This is a genomic window from Streptomyces sp. NPDC002680 (genome assembly GCF_042889145.1).
Lineage (GTDB): Bacteria > Actinomycetota > Actinomycetes > Streptomycetales > Streptomycetaceae > Streptomyces > Streptomyces adonidis.
This window is the reverse complement of sequence record NZ_JBIAQP010000014.1, coordinates 1-19,544: the sequence shown is the minus strand read 5'-3', so window position 1 is coordinate 19,544 and position 19,544 is coordinate 1. Positions and strand designations below refer to the sequence as shown.

General features: G+C 68.7%; 15 protein-coding genes. 10 read left to right on the top strand and 5 right to left on the bottom strand.

The genetic code is table 11. The annotated features are described in order from the left end of the window. Positions 1-105 precede the first annotated feature (105 nt). Positions 106-294: a hypothetical protein gene (locus ACFYXF_RS32675; RefSeq protein ID WP_389355128.1), complete on the bottom strand. Its 189-nt coding sequence runs from the start codon at positions 292-294 to the stop codon at positions 106-108. Positions 295-903: 609 nt separating this feature from the next. On the opposite strand from ACFYXF_RS32675, the gene ACFYXF_RS32670 reads away from it, so the two are divergent. From ACFYXF_RS32670 to ACFYXF_RS32635, 8 genes are all read left to right on the top strand, one after another. Beyond that, positions 904-4,803 carry a nitrate- and nitrite sensing domain-containing protein gene (locus ACFYXF_RS32670; protein WP_389355126.1) on the top strand — a complete coding sequence of 1,300 codons (3,900 nt, stop codon included), beginning with the start codon at positions 904-906 and terminating at the stop codon, positions 4,801-4,803. Positions 4,804-4,812: 9 nt separating this feature from the next. After that, positions 4,813-5,226: a roadblock/LC7 domain-containing protein gene (locus ACFYXF_RS32665; RefSeq protein ID WP_010984127.1), complete on the top strand. Its 414-nt coding sequence runs from the start codon at positions 4,813-4,815 to the stop codon at positions 5,224-5,226. A gap of 108 nt (positions 5,227-5,334) precedes the next feature. Beyond that, a complete protein-coding gene (locus ACFYXF_RS32660; RefSeq protein ID WP_369037137.1) occupies positions 5,335-5,733 on the top strand; it encodes a DUF742 domain-containing protein in 399 nt (132 codons plus the stop codon). After that, positions 5,714-6,289, top strand: a complete 576-nt coding sequence (locus ACFYXF_RS32655; RefSeq protein WP_006375318.1) for an ATP/GTP-binding protein — start codon at positions 5,714-5,716, stop codon at positions 6,287-6,289. The genes ACFYXF_RS32660 and ACFYXF_RS32655 overlap by 20 nt, the downstream gene beginning before the upstream one ends. Positions 6,290-6,667: 378 nt before the next feature. Then, positions 6,668-10,003 carry a nitrate- and nitrite sensing domain-containing protein gene (locus ACFYXF_RS32650; RefSeq protein ID WP_389355123.1) on the top strand — a complete coding sequence of 1,112 codons (3,336 nt, stop codon included), beginning with the start codon at positions 6,668-6,670 and terminating at the stop codon, positions 10,001-10,003. A 10-nt stretch (positions 10,004-10,013) separates the two neighbouring features. Then, complete coding sequence (locus ACFYXF_RS32645) at positions 10,014-10,427, top strand: roadblock/LC7 domain-containing protein (protein ID WP_005479603.1); 414 nt, start codon at positions 10,014-10,016, stop codon at positions 10,425-10,427. A gap of 96 nt (positions 10,428-10,523) precedes the next feature. Further along, complete coding sequence (locus ACFYXF_RS32640) at positions 10,524-11,111, top strand: DUF742 domain-containing protein (RefSeq protein ID WP_389355121.1); 588 nt, start codon at positions 10,524-10,526, stop codon at positions 11,109-11,111. Further along, positions 11,092-11,673, top strand: coding sequence for an ATP/GTP-binding protein (locus tag ACFYXF_RS32635; RefSeq protein ID WP_026248371.1), 582 nt, complete (start codon positions 11,092-11,094; stop codon positions 11,671-11,673). The genes ACFYXF_RS32640 and ACFYXF_RS32635 overlap by 20 nt, the downstream gene beginning before the upstream one ends. A gap of 230 nt (positions 11,674-11,903) precedes the next feature. On the opposite strand, the gene ACFYXF_RS32630 is transcribed toward ACFYXF_RS32635, so the two are convergent. Both ACFYXF_RS32630 and ACFYXF_RS32625 read right to left on the bottom strand, forming a co-directional pair. Next, positions 11,904-12,092, bottom strand: coding sequence for an acyl-CoA carboxylase subunit epsilon (locus ACFYXF_RS32630; protein WP_389355119.1), 189 nt, complete (start codon positions 12,090-12,092; stop codon positions 11,904-11,906). A gap of 71 nt (positions 12,093-12,163) precedes the next feature. Next, on the bottom strand, positions 12,164-13,696 hold the full coding sequence (locus ACFYXF_RS32625; RefSeq protein WP_389355485.1) for an acyl-CoA carboxylase subunit beta: 1,533 nt from the start codon (positions 13,694-13,696) through the stop codon (positions 12,164-12,166). Positions 13,697-14,094: 398 nt separating this feature from the next. Between ACFYXF_RS32625 and ACFYXF_RS32620 the strand changes: the two genes are divergently transcribed. After that, positions 14,095-14,703: a YceI family protein gene (locus tag ACFYXF_RS32620; RefSeq protein WP_389355117.1), complete on the top strand. Its 609-nt coding sequence runs from the start codon at positions 14,095-14,097 to the stop codon at positions 14,701-14,703. 108 nt (positions 14,704-14,811) lie between these two features. Here the strand turns inward: ACFYXF_RS32620 and ACFYXF_RS32615 are convergent, their stop codons facing one another. Continuing rightward, entirely contained in the window at positions 14,812-15,432 is a 621-nt protein-coding gene (locus ACFYXF_RS32615; protein ID WP_389355115.1) for a YdeI family protein, read from the bottom strand. 65 nt (positions 15,433-15,497) lie between these two features. Further along, positions 15,498-16,985 (bottom strand): ATP-binding protein, encoded by a 1,488-nt coding sequence (locus tag ACFYXF_RS32610; RefSeq protein ID WP_389355113.1) that lies wholly within the window; start codon positions 16,983-16,985, stop codon positions 15,498-15,500. Between the two features lie 213 nt (positions 16,986-17,198). Here ACFYXF_RS32610 and ACFYXF_RS32605 point away from each other — a divergent pair, with 213 nt between their 5' ends. Beyond that, complete coding sequence (locus ACFYXF_RS32605) at positions 17,199-19,415, top strand: ATP-binding protein (RefSeq protein ID WP_389355111.1); 2,217 nt, start codon at positions 17,199-17,201, stop codon at positions 19,413-19,415. The last annotated feature ends 129 nt before the right edge of the window (positions 19,416-19,544 follow it).

The following is a 19,544-nucleotide window of genomic DNA, read 5'->3' as shown; positions in this document are numbered from 1 at the left end:
CCGTGGCCCTCGTACGACCGGAAGCGGCTACGAGGGGCAGAGGCGCCCTTGACACACAGGCATTCACAGGTGCCGCCCTGAACAACGGGGCGGCGCTCGCACGTACTACTCAGGGACGGAGGCCGCGACCGGGGCCTCCATGAGGATGGTGCGGCGGGGGTTGGCGGTCTGGGTGGGGAGGTCTACGGAGTGTTCCGGCTGCTCGACGGGCGTCAGTTCGTCGGCGTCCGTGAGGTGGGCCAGCGTCGTGCGCCGCGGGTTTGCGATGTTGTGGAACATCGTCGTCGTCTTCACTGTTGTAGTCCTCGACCCTGTCGTGTCCGGGCGCTCGGTGGGGCGGAGAGCCGCAGTCCGTGCGCGGGTTGTCGGATTTGCCATCCCTGTAAAGCGTCAGGCTAAACATCCGATTCCCTGGGGAAGTCACGGAGACCCCTTGAACGGCATGTGAGTTTGCTCACGACCCTACGGGCAAACCGGTCAATTCCGGCCTTCAAGTGCCCTCTACGAAACGGACATTGCTTCACTGAAGCCCTCATTCCGCTCCTGATCATGGCGACCTGGACACCCTGACTATCCATGCGACTCGTGGAATTCCATCCGGTATGCGCCGATTCGCTCTGTACGCCTCGTGACGTTGCGCTCACAAGGCGTCATCGTCGTCACACCGTGACCCATTGGCCTTGTTGGAGATCCGGCACTGTGCTGGAATCTCACGGACCGCCGCGGGATACGAGCCGGCGCACAGGGGGCGCGAAGCAGCGCCGAGCGGCGGCACGTAAGGGGGAACCAGCGCCGGGTTACTCAACGACCACCATGGGGGGCGTATTTCAGGGCGCCCCCTATACGCCGACACCGTCCGTCCGTTCACGCGGAGGGGCGCCTGGTCCAGAGGTTGCGACGCTAGTGCAGGGACGTTTCAAGAGGGATGGCAGCGCTTCGGCGGAGCCGGAGCCACACAACGGAGCCGGTAACGGTTCCTCCCCCCAGCACGCCCAGAACCCGGGCCAGGCAGCTCTGACCGGCGACAACGGCGAGCGGTCGACGCGCCTCGGCAGTGGTGCGCCCGGCGGTCCTGGCGGACCCGGCGGCAAGGGCGCGGTCACCGGCGCCCCCGCGGCCGCCCCACCGCCGGTGAAGCCCGCCAAGGGCCCGAGCGGTCCCGGTACGCGAATAGCTCTGCGCAACTGGCGGATCTCGACCCGTCTGGTGTCGCTGCTCGCGCTCCCCGTGGTCGCCGCGACCTCGCTCGGTGCGCTGCGCATCAGCGACAACATGGACGACATCCAGCAGCTCGACAACATGCGGCTGCTGACGGACATCACCAAGCAGGCGACCGAGCTGTCCGCCGCGCTCCAGGAGGAGCGCGACCAGTCGGCCGGTCCCCTGGCGCACGGCGCGCCCGCCACCGACTACAGCGTCAAGGGCGTCCGCGAGAAGACCGACCGGGCCCGCGCCAACTTCATCGACGGCTCCGAAGAGATCGACACCGCCAGCAAGAACGGCAATCTCGAGGGTGTCCGCGACAGCCTGGTGGGTCTCGTCGGCGAGCTGGCCAACCTGGACGAGATCCGCAGGAACGCCTACGAGGACCCGAACAACTCGACGCAGACCGTCGAGTCCTACCACCGGCTGATCACCCAGCTGCTCGACCTCTCCCAGGACATGGCCGAGGCGACCAGCAACCCCGAGATGATCACCCGCACCCGCTCGCTGGCCGCGTTCTCCTCGGCCAAGGAGTACGCGTCCATCCAGCGCGCGGTCATCTCGGCGGCGCTGCCCGAGGACAACAAGGCGGTCGGCAAGCTCTCGGAGAACGACCGGCTCTACGCCGACTCCGCGCTGAGCAGCCAGGAATCCGAGCTGGACAGCTTCAAGAGCATCTACGGCGACGGCGCCGAGGAGCTTCTCCAGCCGATCGACGAGGGCAACCCGACGATCACCGCGGCCGACCTCTACGCCAAGCGCATCCTGCAGAGCAGGGACGGCATCCAGGGGCTGCAGAAGCGCTCCTACAAGGACTGGATCGACGACGACTCGGCCAAGATCCAGCAGATGAAGACCATCGAGCTGACACTCCTCAACGAGATGGAGCAGAAGGCTCGTGAGCTGCGCAACGAAGCCGAGCAGGAAGCGATCGTCTCCGGTGCGCTGATCCTGCTCGTCCTCGGTGTCTCGCTGGTCGGCGCCTTCGTCGTCGCCCGGTCGATGATCCGCTCGCTGCGCCGCCTCCAGGACACCGCGACCAAGGTCGCCCAGGACCGGCTGCCCGAGCTGGTCAAGCAGCTCTCGGAGTCGGACCCGCAGGACGTCGACACCTCCGTCGAGTCGGTCGGTGTGCACTCCCGGGACGAGATCGGCCAGGTGGCCGCGGCCTTCGACGACGTGCACCGCGAGGCCGTCCGCCTCGCCGCCGAGCAGGCCCTCCTCCGGGGCAACGTCAACGCGATGTTCACCAACCTCTCGCGCCGCTCCCAGGGCCTCATCCAGCGTCAGCTCTCGCTCATCTCCGAACTGGAGTCCCGCGAGGCCGACCCGGACCAGCTGTCCTCCCTCTTCAAGCTCGACCACCTCGCGACCCGTATGCGCCGGAACGGCGAGAACCTTCTCGTCCTCGCCGGTGAGGAGCCCGGCCGCCGCTGGACCCGTCCGGTCCCGCTGGTCGACGTGCTCCGCGCCGCCGCCTCCGAGGTGGAGCAGTACGAGCGCATCGAACTGTCGTCCGTGCCGACCACCGAGGTCGCCGGCCGAGTGGTCAACGACCTCGTGCACCTGCTCGCCGAGCTGCTGGAGAACGCCACGTCGTTCTCCTCCCCGCAGACCAAGGTCAAGGTCACCGGTCACGCGCTGCCCGACGGCCGCGTCCTGATCGAGATCCACGACACCGGCATCGGCCTCTCGCCCGAGGACCTCGCCGCGATCAACGAGCGGCTCGCCGCACCGCCCACCGTGGACGTGTCGGTCTCCCGCCGCATGGGTCTGTTCGTGGTCGGCCGCCTCTCGCAGCGCCACGGCATCCGGATCCAGCTGCGGCCCTCCGACTCCGGTGGTACGACCGCGCTGGTCATGCTCCCCGTCGATGTCGCCCAGGGCGGCAAGAAGCCCGCTCCGGGCAAGCCCGGCCAGGGTGCCCCCGCGGGCGGTCCCGCCGCCGCGCAGGCCGCCGCCGGTGTGGCCGCGGCCCGCCGGAACGGTGGCCAGGGTGCTCCCGCCGGTGGCGGACTCCTCGGCGCCGGTGCCGCTCCGCGCGGCCAGGTCGGCTCCGGTCAGGGACCGCGGGCCGCGCTGCCCGGCCGGGACTCGGGCGGTCGCCCGGGCGGCCAGGGCGGAGCGCCGCGTGGACCGCAGGGTCCGGGCGCCCCGCAGCAGGGCGGCAGGCCGGCTCCCGCCGGTGCGGGTGCCGGCGGCTTCGGTCAGGCGCCGGGTGCTCCGCAGGGCATGCAGCCCGCCGGCGGCTTCGGTGACGGTCCGGGCGCACGCCAGGGCCAGGACGCCTTCGGCAACAGCACCTCACGTCAGGACGGCTTCGGCGGCTCGCGCGGCCCCGTACCCCCGCAGCGTCCGGAGGGTCAGGGCGGCGGGCGCCGTCCGCAGCTTCCGCCGCGGGCCGGCGGTGCGGCCCGTCCCGAGCTGCCCGGCGGCAACGGCAACACGCCGTCGCGGCCGAGCTGGAGCGACGAGAACGCGCAGCCCCCGGTGCCGCGTGCCTCGCTGGACACCCCGCGCGGTCACGAGGAGCCGGACTCCACCTCGCGGATGCCGCGCGTCGACAGCCGCCAGGACCCGGCCGCGACCTCGGAGATGCCGGTGCTTCCGCGCATCGACGATCTCCAGAACCCGGCCGTCACCTCCGAGTTCGCCCGCCCCGACTACAACGCCCCGCGCCCGGGCGGCCCTTCGGACACCGGCCAGTTCGCCGTCCCCGGTGTCACCGGGTTCGGCCCCGCCGACACCAACGGCCAGCAGAACACCGGGTCGTTCGTCCGCTCGGACGTCTTCGGCACCCCGGCCGGCGGAACGCAGAGCCCGCAGAACAACGGGCAGTTCGGGCCGCCGTCGTACGACAACGGTTCGACGGGCCAGTTCCCGGCGCCGACCGGGTACGACAACGGCTCGACCGGCCAGTTCCCCGCACCGCCGGCCCCCTTCGACAACCGGGGCCCGGTGCCGCGCCGCCAGCAGGACCCGTCGTCCACCGGCCAGTTCGAGCGCCCGCAGCCGGGCGCCGGGCGTGGCCCGGGCGACTTCGGCGGCTCGCGTCCGCCGGTCCCGCCGCGCCCGCCGCAGCCGGAGGCACTGCCGCCGGCCAGCAGCCCCGGTGACGGACGGACGCCGCTGTACGACACCCTGGAGACCAACTGGTTCCACGGGCAGGGACAGCAGGGCGGCCGGCCGCAGACCAACGGCACCAGCACCAACGGCGTCAGCAACGGGAACGGTTCGGCTCCGCCGCAGCCGTCCTCCGCGCCGACTCCCCCGCGTCCGGCGACCGCGCCGGCCGCGACCAGCTCCTGGCGCAGCTCGCCCAACGACGAGCTGGTCCGGCAGGCCGAGCGTGTCCGCCAGCCGGCCGCCGGTGGCGTCACGACTTCCGGCCTTCCGCGCCGGGTCCCGCGTGCGAACCTCGTACCGGGTACGGCTCAGCAGCAACAGCACCAAAGCGGTCCTGCGGTCTCACGTGCGCCCGATGACGTGCGCGGCCGGCTGACCAATCTCCGTAGGGGCATAGCCCAGGGTCGGCAGGCCGGTACCGGCTCCGACCAGACCGGCAGCTTCCCTAGCCCCACTCACCAGCAGGAGCGTTAGTTGAGCCAGATGAGCCAGGCGGCACAAAACCTCAACTGGTTGATAACCAACTTCGTGGACAACACCCCGGGTGTGTCCCACACCGTCGTCGTGTCCGCCGACGGTCTCCTTCTGGCGATGTCGGAAGGTTTCCCGCGTGACCGCGCCGACCAGCTCGCCGCCGTCGCCTCCGGGCTCACCTCGCTCACCGCGGGTGCCTCGCGCATCTTCGAGGGCGGCACGGTGGCCCAGACGGTGGTCGAGATGGAACGCGGTTTCCTCTTTCTCATGTCCGTCTCGGACGGATCGTCGCTGGCGGTCCTCTCCCACCCCGAGTGCGACATCGGCCTTGTCGGCTACGAGATGGCGCTCCTGGTCGACCGGGCGGGCGCAGTGCTCACCCCGGACCTGCGCGCCGAACTACAGGGCAGTCTGCTCCACTGACCGCTCCGGATCCACCCGTCTCACCAAAACACCGTCCGGCCGACACAATCCCCCCACCGGCCATGTCAGACGGCACGACTGACCGACGCTGTCCCGCCCGGAGGATTCATGACCCCGCCCACCGCCTCTCACGATCCGTACGCCGAGCCGTACGGGGACGAGGGCGACCAGCCGCTGGTTCGGCCCTACGCCATGACCGGCGGCCGGACCCGGCCGCGCTACCAGCTCGCCATCGAGGCCCTGATCAGCACCACGGCCGACCCGGCGGCGCTGATGGGACTGCTCCCCGAGCACCAGCGCATCTGCCACCTGTGCCGTGAGGTCAAGTCGGTGGCAGAGGTGTCGGCGCTCCTCGCCATGCCGCTCGGTGTGGCCCGCATCCTGGTCGCGGACCTCGCCGAGGCCGGACTGGTCGCCATCCACCAGCCGGGCGGCGACGAGAACAACGGCGGTGCACCAGCGGTGACACTGCTCGAAAGGGTGCTCAGTGGACTTCGCAAGCTCTGACGGGGGCCGGGCCACCACCTCCGCGAAGATCGTGGTCGCGGGTGGGTTCGGCGTGGGCAAGACCACGTTCGTGGGCGCCGTCTCGGAGATCAACCCGCTGCGCACCGAGGCCGTCATGACGTCGGCCTCGGCGGGTATCGACGACCTGACCCACACCGGGGACAAGACCACCACCACGGTGGCCATGGACTTCGGCCGTATCACCCTGGATCAGGACCTGATCCTGTACCTCTTCGGTACGCCGGGTCAGGACCGTTTCTGGTTCATGTGGGACGACCTGGTGCGCGGCGCGATCGGCGCCGTGGTCCTGGTCGACACCCGTCGGCTCGCGGACTGTTTCCCCGCGGTCGACTACTTCGAGAACAGCGGCCTGCCGTTCGTCATCGCCCTCAACGGCTTCGACGGACACCAGCCGTACAACCCCGAAGAAGTGCGCGAGGCGCTCCAGATCGGCCCGGACGCGCCGATCATCACGACGGACGCCCGGCACCGCTCGGATGCCAAGAGTGCGCTGATCACGCTGGTCGAGCACGCGCTCATGGCGCGCCTGCGGTAACCAAGTCAACGATGCCGTACGGCAGTTGTCGTAGATACACCGGAGCCGACTGTGGCCTTTGACACGGTCGGCCCCGGTGTTCATAACGTTTCGACAGAGATATCTGGTGGTACGGCCACGCGTCGCGGTCACCTGGTCTCGCTGCGCTCACATCGGCCCCGCCTTTTGGCGGGGCTCGTTCTTTATGACCGTTTTATCTGGGGCTTACATCACTACGGATCTTCGCATTCCACTGTTTGGAAGAGCGAAGGCTGACGTGCTGGAATGCCTGAACTGCCTAATAGTCAAAGACGTACACCCACCGGGGGTCTTTGACTTACCGGCTCTGAGAGACTGCGGCACAACGTTGGTGCCTTCCGCCGAGAGGTTGTTGGTCGAGTGAGGCGAAGCAAGAACGGTCCCGAGCCGTCGGCCCGGGGCAACTTCACCCCGCCGCCGCGCGGAGCGGCGTCCGCCCCTGTGCCCGGCTCGGAGCCGACGGCCCCACCCGCTCCGAGCGGCGGCCGTTTCTCCCCGCGCAACTGGCGCGTGCCGACCAGGCTGAACGCGATCCTGCTCATACCCGTGGTGGTCGGCCTTGTCATGGGCGGCTTCCAGGTGAAGAGTTCGATCGACACCTGGCAGGAGGCCGAGGACGCGGAGAGCACCGCACGCGTCGTGCAGGCCGCCCTGAACTACGGCGACGCGCTCTTCCAGGAGCGTGACATCACCGCGGCACCCCTGCTCCAGGGCAAGGGCCAGGACGACGCGACGGTCGTGAAGGCCCGTGCGGCCACCGACAAGGCCGCCGACGCCTTCGACGCCGCCGTGCAGAACATGCCGGACAAGCCGAGTGTCGAGCGCCGGCTGAAGCTGTTCCGCGAGGTCGAGCCCCAGCTGGAGACGGTCCGTGCGGCCGCCTACACCTCGAAGCTCACCGGCGTGCAGTCCGAGGAGAGCTACACCGCCATCACGCACACGCTGATGGAGTTCTCCAACGAGCTGGGCCTGGGCACGGGCAACATCACCGCCTACGGCCGGACCGTGTACGCGATCTCGCTCACCAAGGCGTCCGTCTCGCTGGAGCGTGCCATCGGCATGCACCTGCTGATCAAGCCGGGCCCGAGCGCGAGCAGCTTCCAGGCCCAGCGCATCGCGCTCTCCTCGTACGCGTACCTGGAGCGGATCGCCATCGCGGAGTACATCGCGGGCGGTACCGCCGAGGACGCCAAGAAGCTGGAGGACGCGACCGCCCAGGTCACCGCGACGGGCAAGGAGATGGCCGAGCAGGCCGCCCAGGCCGCCGCGGCCAAGGGCGAGACGTATGTCGCGCCGCCGTCCGACCCCACCAAGATGATCTCGGCCCTGGCCGCGCTCTCCTCGACCGACGCCAGTGCCCGCGCCCAGCTCGCGGCGAGCGGCATCACGCCCCAGAACTGGTGGGCGGTCAACACGCTGAAGTACAACGCGTACCTCAAGCTGGAGTCGGACCTCTCCAAGTCCGCGGTGGCCGAGGCGTCCAGCATCTCCGACGACGCCAAGCAGGACGCGATCATCGTGGGTGCGGCCGTCGTGGTCGCCCTGCTCGCCGCGTTCATCCTGGCCGGCATGGTGGCCCGCCAGATGAGCCGCGCGATGCGCCAGCTGCGCAACGCCGCCTTCGGTATCGCCGAGCAGCGCCTGCCGATGCTGGTCGACCAGCTCTCGCGCACCGACCCCGGCCGGGTCGACACCCGGGTCGCCGCCATCCCCATCAACACCACGGACGAGATCGGCGAGGTCGCCCGCGCCTTCGACCAGGTCCACCGCGAGGCGGTCCGACTGGCCGCCGAGCAGGCCCTGCTCCGAGGCAACATCAACGCGATCTTCACCAACCTGTCGCGCCGCAACCAGTCCCTGATCGAGGGCCAGCTGACCCTCATCACCGACCTGGAGAACAACGAGGCCGACCCGGACCAGCTGGAGAACCTCTTCCGGCTGGACCACCTCGCGACCCGTATGCGCCGCAACGGCGAGAACCTCCTGGTCCTCGCCGGCGAGGAGCCGGGCCGCCGCTGGGACCAGCCGGTCCCGCTGGTCGACGTCCTGCGCGCCGCCTCCTCCGAGGTGGAGCAGTACGAGCGCATCGAGCTGTCGGGCGTACCGGAGGCCGAGATCCACGGCCGCGCGGTCACCGACCTCGTGCACCTGCTGGCGGAGCTGCTGGAGAACGCCACGACGTTCTCGTCCCCCCAGACGAAGGTCCGCGTCACGGCGACCCGTCTCCCGGACGGCCGCATCATGGTCGAGATCCACGACAAGGGCATCGGCCTCACCGCCGAGGACTTCGCGGACATCAACCACAAGCTGGCCAACCCGCCGACCGTGGACGCCGCGATCTCGCAGCGCATGGGCCTGTTCGTGGTCGGCCGGCTGTCCGACCGGCACGGCATCCGCGTCCAGCTCCGCCCCTCGGGCGAGCAGGCCGGTACGACCTCGCTGGTCATGCTCCCGGACGCCATCACCCACGGTGGCGGTGGCGAGCAGCAGCTGCAGCGCGACGAGTTCACCGTCTCGCAGATCATCCCGGAGCAGCAGCCGCAGCAGCAGTACGTCGGCGAGAGCTTCGGCGCCGTCCAGCAGCAGCCGATGCGTACGGCGGCCGAGCTGGGCTTCGACGACAGCCGCTACACCGAGGTCCCGGACGACATACGCGAGCTGGACCCCGTCGGCCGTTCCCTGATGCGCGAGGAGCGCCGGGCGCAGCTGGAGGCCCAGACGCACCCCGAGCCGGGCCAGCACGAGGCCGGCGAGGTCCCCGCGTACGGCGACGACTTCACGGCGGCGCCGAACGGCCAGACCCCGGCTCTGGAGGAGCCCTTCGCGGGCTACGACCAGCAGACGGCGTACGAGGACCGGCAGCAGACGTCGTACGAGGAGCCGTACTACAACGGGAGCAACGGCTTCCCGCAGACGGACGACTTCACCTCGGCCGGCAGCGACTACCCGTCGACGAACGGCTACTCGTCCACGAACGGCACCGGCGGTTACCCGGAGCCCTCGTACGCGGAGCCCGCCCAGGACGAGCCCGCGCCGGCGCACGCCTCCGCCCCGGAGTCCTTCTCGGCCTTCGAGGAGCGGCGCTACCAGGACGACTGGCCGCAGCCGGACGGTTTCCAGAACGGGCACCGCTCCGAGTACGCTCCGGAAACGGAGTCCGCGCAGGCCGGTGACGTGAGTGAGCGAAATCACGTAGGCTTCGAGCGTCCGGGACCGGCCCCCTCCGCCCCGCACACGCTGACCGATGCCGGGCTCCCCCGCCGTGGATCCACCGCGAGCGGCACCAGCAACGGCACCTCCCGGCAGCACGTGGGCCAGGAGACTCCGGCGCCGGCCCCCGCGGAGCAGAACGGCAACGCGAACGGCAACGGAAACGGAACCGGTCCCGACGACTGGCGCTCGGCCAACGACGAGCGCTGGCAGCAGGCGTCGGCGCTCCGCAAGCCCAAGGCGGGCGGGGTAACCTCCTCCGGCCTGCCGCGCCGGGTGCCGAAGGCCAATCTGATCGAGGGCGCCGCGGAAGCGACTCCCCAGGGCGGTCCGTCGGTCTCCCGCGCTCCCGAGGACATCCGGGGCAGGTTGAGCAACCTGCGCCAGGGCGTCCAGCGGGGACGCACCGCAGGTAGTGACACGAACGGCCAGGCCACCAGAAATCACCACGGTGGGCCTGACAGCACCTACAACCAGGAGCGTTAGTGTGAGCCCGATGAGCCAGGCGGCGCAGAACCTGAACTGGTTGATCACCAACTTCGTGGACAACACCCCTGGGGTGTCCCACACGGTGGTGGTCTCCGCCGACGGACTCCTTCTGGCGATGTCCGAAGGTTTTCCGCGAGACCGTGCGGACCAGCTCGCCGCTGTCGCCTCCGGTCTGACCTCCCTCACCGCGGGTGCCTCGCGCATCTTCGAGGGCGGCAGCGTGAACCAGACAGTTGTGGAGATGGAGCGGGGATTCCTCTTCATCATGTCCGTCTCCGACGGTTCTTCGCTCGCGGTACTCGCACATCCGGAGGCTGATATCGGTCTCATTGGGTACGAGATGGCGCTTCTGGTCGACCGTGCCGGTACGGTCCTGACACCCGATCTGCGTGCGGAGCTCCAAGGGAGCCTTCTCAACTAGCAGTCAGACGGTGCGTTTTGGCGTCCCGGGACGGTAGGTTTCGGACGCGGCTCCACAGTGATGCGGTGCCCGGCACAGTCGGAGGAGGAGAAGAAAGTGGCAACACCCCCAGGCGGTTCGTCCTCGGGCAACTGGTCGTACGGCCCTGGCCAGGGTCAGGGCCAAGGCGACCAGAACCGGTACAACTTCCCCTCCGCACCGAGCCACCGTCGGCAGCAGCCGTACGCACCCCAGAACCCGCAGGGTCCCGGGCCGTCGCCGTACGACCAGCCGCCGGCGCCGCGCATCCAGCCTGTACAGCCGCAGCGGCGCTCTCCCGAACCGGGGCCCGCGGGGGGTGCCAGCAATCCGCTGGTACGCCCCTACGCGATGACCGGCGGCCGTACGCGGCCGCGGTACCAGCTCGCCATCGAGGCGCTGGTGCACACCACTGCGCAGCCGCACCAGATGCAGGGCCAGTTGCCCGAGCATCAGCGGATCTGCAACCTCTGCCGAGAGATCAAGTCGGTGGCCGAAATCTCGGCGTTGCTGACCATCCCCCTCGGCGTGGCCAGGATCCTCGTCGCCGACTTGGCGGAGGCAGGCCTGGTCGCCATTCATCAGCCCGGCGGCGACGAGAACGCCGGCGGCCAGCCAGACGTGACTTTGCTCGAAAGGGTGCTCAGTGGACTTCGCAAGCTCTAGCGGAGGGCCTTCCCGCTCCACCACGTCCGCGAAAATCGTGGTGGCGGGCGGCTTCGGCGTGGGCAAGACCACGTTCGTCGGGGCCGTCTCGGAGATCAATCCGCTGCGTACCGAGGCCGTGATGACGTCCGCGTCCGCGGGCATCGACGACCTCACGCACACCGGGGACAAGACGACGACGACCGTCGCCATGGACTTCGGCCGTATCACCCTGGACCAGGACCTGATCCTGTACCTCTTCGGTACGCCCGGCCAGGACCGCTTCTGGTTCATGTGGGACGACCTGGTGCGGGGCGCGATCGGCGCGATCGTCCTCGTCGACACGAGGCGCCTCGCGGACTGCTTCCCGGCGGTCGACTACTTCGAGAACTCCGGGCTGCCCTTCGTGATCGCCCTGAACGGCTTCGACGGAAACCAGCCGTACAACCCGGACGAGGTCCGGGAGGCGCTCCAGATCGGCCCGGACACGCCGATCATCACGACCGATGCCCGTCACCGTGCGGACGCGAAGAGCGCGCTCATCACGCTCGTGGAGCACGCGCTGATGGCTCGCCTGCGGTAGGTACGTGGTTTTGCGGCTCCTGGGCTGCCTCGGACGGTGCTTTGCCGTCTGCGGCAGCCCTTCGGCTTGTCGCGCAGTTCCCCGCGCCCCTAAAGAAGGCGGGGCTGGTGCTTTTAGGGGCGCGGGGAACTGCGCGAACGGCCCCCACCGGCCCGCGGCCGACGCACATACGAAAGGGCCTCCTCCCGCACCGCGGAAGGAGGCCCTTTCAAAACCCAGGCTCAGAACGCTCAGTGCCAGCTGTGAGGCGCACGGAAGCCACCCTCGCGCTCCAGCCGACGCCAGCCGGCCTTGGGGCGTCGGTGGGCCGCAGGGGCCACCGGAGCAGCCGCCGCACGGGCCAGCAGGATCGCCGTGATAGCGGCGACCTCTTCGGGCTCGGCATGGCCCTTCTCGACGCGAATGTCAGAGGTGTTCATAGGTCACAGTCTCCGTGAGAGAGGTTTCCGCGGGTGTACCGCGAAGGATCCGCCGGGTTACCACGCGGGGATCACTGCGGGGGATTGCCGTGCTTTCGCGAGGGCAGATCGGCGTGCTTGGTGTGCAGCATCGCGAGCGACCTGATGAGCACCGAACGGGTCTCGGCCGGGTCGATGACGTCGTCGACCAGTCCGCGCTCGGCGGCGTAGTAGGGGTGCATCAGCTCGGACTTGTACTCCTTGACCATCCGAGCCCTCATCGCCTCGGAGTCCTCGGCGTCCGCGATCTGACGGCGGAAGATGACGTTGGCGGCACCTTCGGCGCCCATCACGGCGATCTCGTTCGTCGGCCAGGCGTAGGTGAGGTCGGCGCCGATGGACTGGCTGTCCATGACGATGTACGCGCCTCCGTACGCCTTGCGCAGGATCAGCGAGATCCTCGGAACGGTCGCGTTGCAGTAGGCGTAGAGGAGCTTCGCGCCGTGCCGGATGATTCCGCCGTGCTCCTGGTCGACGCCCGGCAGGAAGCCGGGGACATCCAGCAGCGTGACGATCGGGATGTTAAAAGCGTCGCACATCTGGACAAACCGTGCAGCTTTTTCCGACGCCTCGATGTCCAGGACCCCGGCGAGGCTCTGCGGCTGGTTGGCGACGATGCCGACGACCTGGCCGTCCAGGCGGCCGAGCGCGCAGATGATGTTGCGGGCCCAACGCTCGTGGATCTCCAGGTAGTCGCCGTCGTCGACGATCTCCTCGATGACCTTGGCCATGTCGTACGGCCGGTTGCCGTCGGCCGGGACGAGGTCCAGCAGGATCTCGCTGCGCCGGTCGGCGGGGTCCTCGGACTCGGCGCGCGGCGGGTTCTCGCGGTTGTTCTGCGGGAGCATCGCGAGGAGGTAGCGCACCTCGGCGATGCAGGTCTCCTCGTCGTCGTACGCGAAGTGCGCGACGCCGCTCGTCTCGGCGTGCACGTCGGCACCGCCGAGGCCGTTCTGGGTGATCTCCTCGCCGGTGACCGCCTTGACGACGTCCGGGCCGGTGATGAACATCTGCGAGGTCTCGCGGACCATGAAGACGAAGTCGGTGAGGGCGGGGCTGTAGGCCGCGCCACCCGCACACGGGCCGAGCATCACGGAGATCTGCGGGATGACCCCCGAGGCCCTGGTGTTGCGCTGGAAGATGCCGCCGTACCCGGCGAGGGCGCTCACACCCTCCTGGATACGGGCACCGGCGCCGTCGTTGAGGGAGACGAGCGGGGCCCCGGCCGCGATGGCCATGTCCATGATCTTGTGGATCTTCGTGGCGTGGGCCTCACCGAGCGCGCCGCCGAAGATGCGGAAGTCATGGGCGTACACGAAGACCGTACGGCCCTCCACCGTGCCCCAGCCGGTGATGACGCCGTCGGTGAACGGCCGCTTGGCCTCCAGGCCGAAGCCGGTCGCGCGGTGCCGGCGCAGCTGCTCGACCTCGTTGAAGGAGTCCGGGTCGAGGAGCAGTTCGATGCGCTCCCGGGCGGTCAGCTTGCCCTTGGCGTGCTGCGCCTCGGTGGCCTTCTCGCTGGGGCCGGCCAGAGCCCGCGCACGGATCTCGTGCAGCTCGGCCACGCGCCCGCGTGCGTCCGTCGGCTCTCCTGTCGGCTCGCCCGCGGACCCACCCTGCGCCTCGTCGATAAAGGTCATGTAGTGACCATACGAAGTCGAGCAAGAAAACCGGGCCGTCGACTCCGTACAGTCTCCGGCGCGTTTTCCTGGTACCCCTGAACAGAACAACGTCGGCATGCAGCCGACCCGACTGCTCAGGGGGCGTTCGGGTTGTAGGGGTCACACAAAGGGGCGAAGGCAACACCCCTGTCTCACCCCTACCCCACCGGGCGGGACTACGACACTCGGAGTAATCTCATGGACACTCCGTGGATAATGTTGAACATTGAACGGAATAGGACTACGGTTCCTCTCGTTGGTCTGATTCAAGCTTCAACAACACGTCCCCCAAGGAGCACACCATGGGCATCTTCGGCCGCAAGACCACCGACGACGACGCAGCCACGGCCACCGCGGTCGCGAGCCCGGACCTCGCCGCGCTGACCGGCGACTACACGATCGACGCCTCGCACACGACCATCGGCTTCGTGGCCCGGCACGCCATGGTGACGAACGTGAAGGGCAGCTTCCAGGAGTTCGAGGGCACCCTGCACCTCGACGGCAGCGACCCGGCCAACTCGACGGCGTCCCTCGACATCAAGATGGACAGCATCGAGACCGGCTCCGCCGACCGCGACGGCCACCTGAAAAGCGCGGACTTCTTCCGTACGGACGAGTTCCCGACGATGACGTTCCGCTCGTCCAAGGCGGAGTCCCTGGGCGGCGACGACTACCGCATCACCGGCGACCTGGAGATCCTCGGCACCACCAAGGAGATCTCCATCGACCTGGAGTTCAACGGCGCGGCGAAGGACCCGTTCGGCAACGAGCGCGTGGGCTTCGAGGGCAAGGCGGAGATCCTGCGCTCGGAGTGGGGCCTGACGTGGAACGCGGCTCTGGAGACGGGTGGCGTCCTGGTGTCGGACAAGATCAAGCTGAACTTCGACATCTCGGCGATCAGGAACGCGTGAAGTACCGGGTGCCGTGGTGTCGGCGCCCGCGGAGTGAACGTGAACCGCCCGCCCGGTCGACCTACGACCAGGCGGGCGGACCTGTCGGCGCCTCCCTCTCTCCCCCGCTCATGACCGGGAAGGCGGCGCCACCCCCTCCGCCAGCCTGGCGACGGCCGCCGCGAGACGCGCGGCCCGGGTCTCCGGCGTACGAGCGGTCAGCAGCGGCAGCAGGACCGCCTGGTACTGCCCCGACCGGCCGAGCGCCTCGAAGGCCGCCTTGGCGCGCGGCTCGCGCTCCAGCGCGGCGACGAGGTCGTCCGGGACGGAGGCCTCCCGCTGGGACTCGTACGCCGCCTCCCACCGCCCGTCCGCCTTGGCGGCGTCGACCTCCGCGAGCCCACCGGCCCGCATCAGCCCGGCCGCGACCAGCTCCGGCACGCGCCGCACGTTGACCATCGACCACGTGCTGCCCCGCCGGCGCGGGGTGATCTTCTGCAGAAAGTGCGAGCCGTCGAGGCTCCTGCGCTGCCCGGTGATCCACCCATGACAGAGGGCCACGTCATTGACCTCGGCAAAGCCGACGGAAACCAACCCTGACCCCTTCTTGGCCACCTTCACCCAGAGGGCGGCGGGGTGCGGGGAGGGGTGGGCGGTGAGCCAGGCGTCGAGGGCGGGGGCGTCGGTGAAGGGCTTGATCGGGATGCCGTCGAGGTCGAGTACGTCGTCCGGCTCGTCGGGGGTGGTCATGGGGACACGGTAGGAAGGAATTAGGCCAGATACTGTCCTAGTACTGTCCTGGAAGGCCTCGCGACTCACTCACCCGAGTACAACCGCGCCAGATCCACCAGAACGACCTCGCCCCGCGCCTCCGCAGCCCGCAGATCGCCGGTGAACCCGGCCCCGCTGTAGCAGGCGAGGCGTACGGCGGACGTGTCGACCCCGCGATCCGCCAGCAGCCGTTCGGCCTGCCGCAGGCGTTCAAGGTGCCCAGTCCCCATCACCTGGTCCCACTTGGCCTCGCCCAGGGAGAGCAGTACGCCGTTGTCCTGGCCCACCGCGCCCCGAACGACCACGTCGATCTCGTGGCTGGTCCGGGCCGCCCGGTCGGGGACCGTCCCGTACGAGACGTCGATCGGCATGCCTCCGAAGGTGTCCGGCGCCGCGAAGTGGGCCACCCACTCACGGCAGACCTGTTCGAAGTGCGGGCCGACGACGGCGGAGAGGAAGCGGGGCCTGGCGGTCTCCCAGACGTGCTCGGCCATCCCCCGGTCCAGCAGGGCGAGCTTCGGCCGGGAGATGGCGTGGTCGAAGGCGATGAGCGGCTCGCCCACCCGGTAGACGCTGCGGTTCCCGCGGAACGCGTCCGTCTCCCTCCGTACGAGTCCACAGTCCTGGAGGACGGTCAGAGGGTGTGTGATGTCGCTGATCGGCCGCTCCAGGCAGCCGGCGATCCGGCCCGCCGTACCGTTTCCAGAGGCCAGGGCGGCGAGGACGGAGTGGTAGAGGGCGCGGTCCCGTAGGTCCGACTCGTCGGCGAGGAGATAACGGGCCTCGCGGTAGAGCGGGGAGCGCGGGGACAGCGCCGTACGGCAGACCCAGGCGTCGAAGTCGGCCAGGTCGACGGGGACATCGTCGCGGACGAACTCCCTTCGGTAGGCGGGGGTTCCGCCGACGACGCTGTGCACGAGGAGCGCGAGGCGGTGGTCCTCGATGCCCCAGAAGGCGGCGGCCTGCCGGAAGTCGAGGGGATGGACGACGAGTTCGAGCCCGGCCCGGCCACGCAGGGGTGACGTACCGCTGGGCAGCTTGCCCATGAACGAGAGCGAACTGCCGCAGAGGAGCAGGCGGGTACGGGAGTTCAGACGCTCGGGTCGGCGTGGTCCGTAGGCGACTTGAATGATGGAGGGGAGGGCGGGGGTGGCCCGGGCCAGGTACGGGAACTCGTCGATGACGACGGGGAGGGGTCGTTCCGCGCCGAGTGCGAGCAGGGCGTCGATCGCCTGTTCCCAGCGGTCGAAGCGCATGGGGGCGACGGTGCCGGTGTACTGGCCCAGCTCCTCGCCGAAGCGACGGAGCGACTCGGCCTCGGTCGCCTCGTACGCACAGAAGTAGAAACCGCCAGCGGCACGGGCGAGCGAGTCCAGGAGGAAGGACTTGCCCTGGCGGCGGCGCCCGGAGACCACGGCCAGGGTGGCTTCCGGGCCGGTGTCGGACGCGAAGGCCGTCAGTTCGCTCCACTCCGAGTCGCGGTCGAACATGTCGGCAGGTTTGGGGAGTTGTTCGCGGGTCGGGCGGGGCATGGTTGGCCTCCAGCCGGACCACTTGGGGAAATACGTTTCCCGGAAGTACGTTTCCCTTAACTGCCTGGGCGCGGGATCGGTCACGGCAGACGACGAGAGAGCAACTGGTCCGGCCTCCCCCGATCTCCCTCCCCCTTGTGCGACGGCAGGCCATGATGAGGACGAGTGCGAGTGCGAAGGAGTCGGGGGGTTGTAGTGGGACGGGCGGAATCGGTGGGAGACGGAGACCGCTACGACTTTCGGGGCAGCACCTTCCACGGCCCCGTCATCGGACGGGCCGAGCACGGTCGCGGCCCGGGCTTCACCGCCATGTCCGCGCTCCCTGCTCCTCCGACGGCCTTCACCGGTCGTGAGCAGCACGTCAGGGCTCTGTTGGACGTACTCGATCCTGACAACACGGAAACCCGTACAGACACCGTGTTGATCTCGGCGGTGGGTGGGCTCGGCGGTGTGGGCAAGACCGCGCTGGCGCTGCACGTTGCGCACGCCGCGCGTGCTCGCTTCCCCGGAGGAACGCTCTTCGTCGACATGCGGGGCTACGACGACGCTCCTACGGCGCCCGAGCAGGCGGTGGAGTCCTTCCTGACCGCTCTCGGCATCGGACGCGAGAATCTCCCCTCCGCACCCGAGGAGCTGTACGCGCTGTACCGGTCGGCTCTGGACAGCCGGGGTTCTGTGCTGATCATGCTGGACAACGTCTCGGATGCCGCACAGGTCGTACCGCTGCTCCCCGGGAGCACACGGCATCGCGTACTGGTGACCTCCAGGGAGTCCCTGGACTCGCTCACCGCCCGGTCGATCTCCCTCGATTCGCTGTCACAGGACGAGGCAGTCGCTCTGGTCGAGCGGGCCCTGCGCATCAGTGATCCGGACGACTCCCGAGCGTCCGCGGAGCCTGATGCCGTTCGGCAACTCGTCGACCTGTGCGGTCGCCTTCCGCTGGCGCTTCAGATCGCGGCGGCTCAGCTCCGCCGGCGTAAACCGCGCGCGGTCTCCACGCTCGTCACGGACCTTGAAGCAGCAATCGACCGTGTACGCGCGTTGCGAGCACCGGGCAAGGACCAGTACGACAGAGATCTGGTGCTGCGCCCGGTGTTCGACGTCACGTACGAACGGCTCGACGCGGACCAGGCCAGACTGTTCCGACTCCTGGCCCAGGCTCCGACCTCGGACTTCGGGCAACTCACCGCAGCCGCGCTCTCCCGGATCCCTCAGGCCGACGTCGTTGAGCGACTCGAAGATCTGGCGGCTGTCTTCCTCATCAACCCCTCGCCCGGCGGGGACCGTTGGGTGATGCACGACTTGCTGCGCGTGTACGCCGCCACACTGAGCGGCGCCGAGACCGCCCTCGCGGAGGAGGCCACGGATGCCAGGAACAGTTTGCTTCAGGAATTCTTTCTGCGGGCAGTCTCCGCCGACCAATATCTTCACGCCAAACGGCCCGGCACCTTTCCCGTCTTGTTCCCGGATCGAGACTCTGCCCTGGCATGGCTGGACTCCGAACACGCCTCCCTCGTAAAGGCAGTGCTATGGACAGAGAAGGCCGAGCACAGCAAATTCGCCACCGCACTGGGCATGTGCATCAATCAATATCTACAGCTTCAACGGCATTTCATCGATGGGGTACTCGTGGCCGAAGCCATGCTTAGGGCAGCGCGGCGTGACGGCGACCGGGAAACACAGATGCTGTCCCTGACTTCCTTGGGAGATGCACAGCACCAGCTAGGGCATGATTACGAGGCTGCCATCGCCCACACCCAGTCACTCCGTCTCGCCTACTCGCTCGGCGATCTCAGCGGTCAGGCAACCAGCTGGAGCAACCTGGGTATATGCATGTACAAGTGGGAACAGTACGAAATCGCAGCTCAGATGCTGGAGCGCGCACAGGGTATGTTCTCGCACTTAGGTGACCAGTACCGAGAAGCACTTGCCTGGAACAGTCTCGGGGCGCCTCTGCAGGCACTTCAGAGGTTCGACGAAGCTGCGGACGCTCACAAGAATGCCCAGAAAACATTCCACCGACTGGGAGCCCGGCAGCGCGAGGCCATGGCGTGGCTCAATCTGGGAACAGCCTTGGTAGAGGTATCCAGATTCGAAGAGGCCGCAAACGCATACCAGGAAGCCGTCGACCTCTTCACTGAGGAACATGATCGGCATGGTGAAGCCACGGCCTGGAAAAATATCGGCTTTCTCCGAACCACTCTCCGAGAGCCCGAAACGGCATTGGAAGCGTTCCGCAGATCCGAAAGCATATTTACCGAACTCGGCGAATGGCATGACGTTGGAGTGGTTCGTTGGAGCATCGCCCTTCTTCATGAAGAGCGAGGTGGCCTTCTCGACGCCAGGACCGCCTGGGCATCCGCCGCCGACGCCTATGACCTCGCCGGGGACGAGGAGTTGGCCACCGAAGCACGCCAGCACGCCGAATGACTCACCCGCGCAACCCGAACTCGCACCACACCGACTTACAACGGCTAACACAAAGAGGTGGATCGGCGCTGACGGCCGCGTCCAGGGCGGGAGTTGAGCGTTCCGTCTGGTGTGGGGATGTCGCCGTGG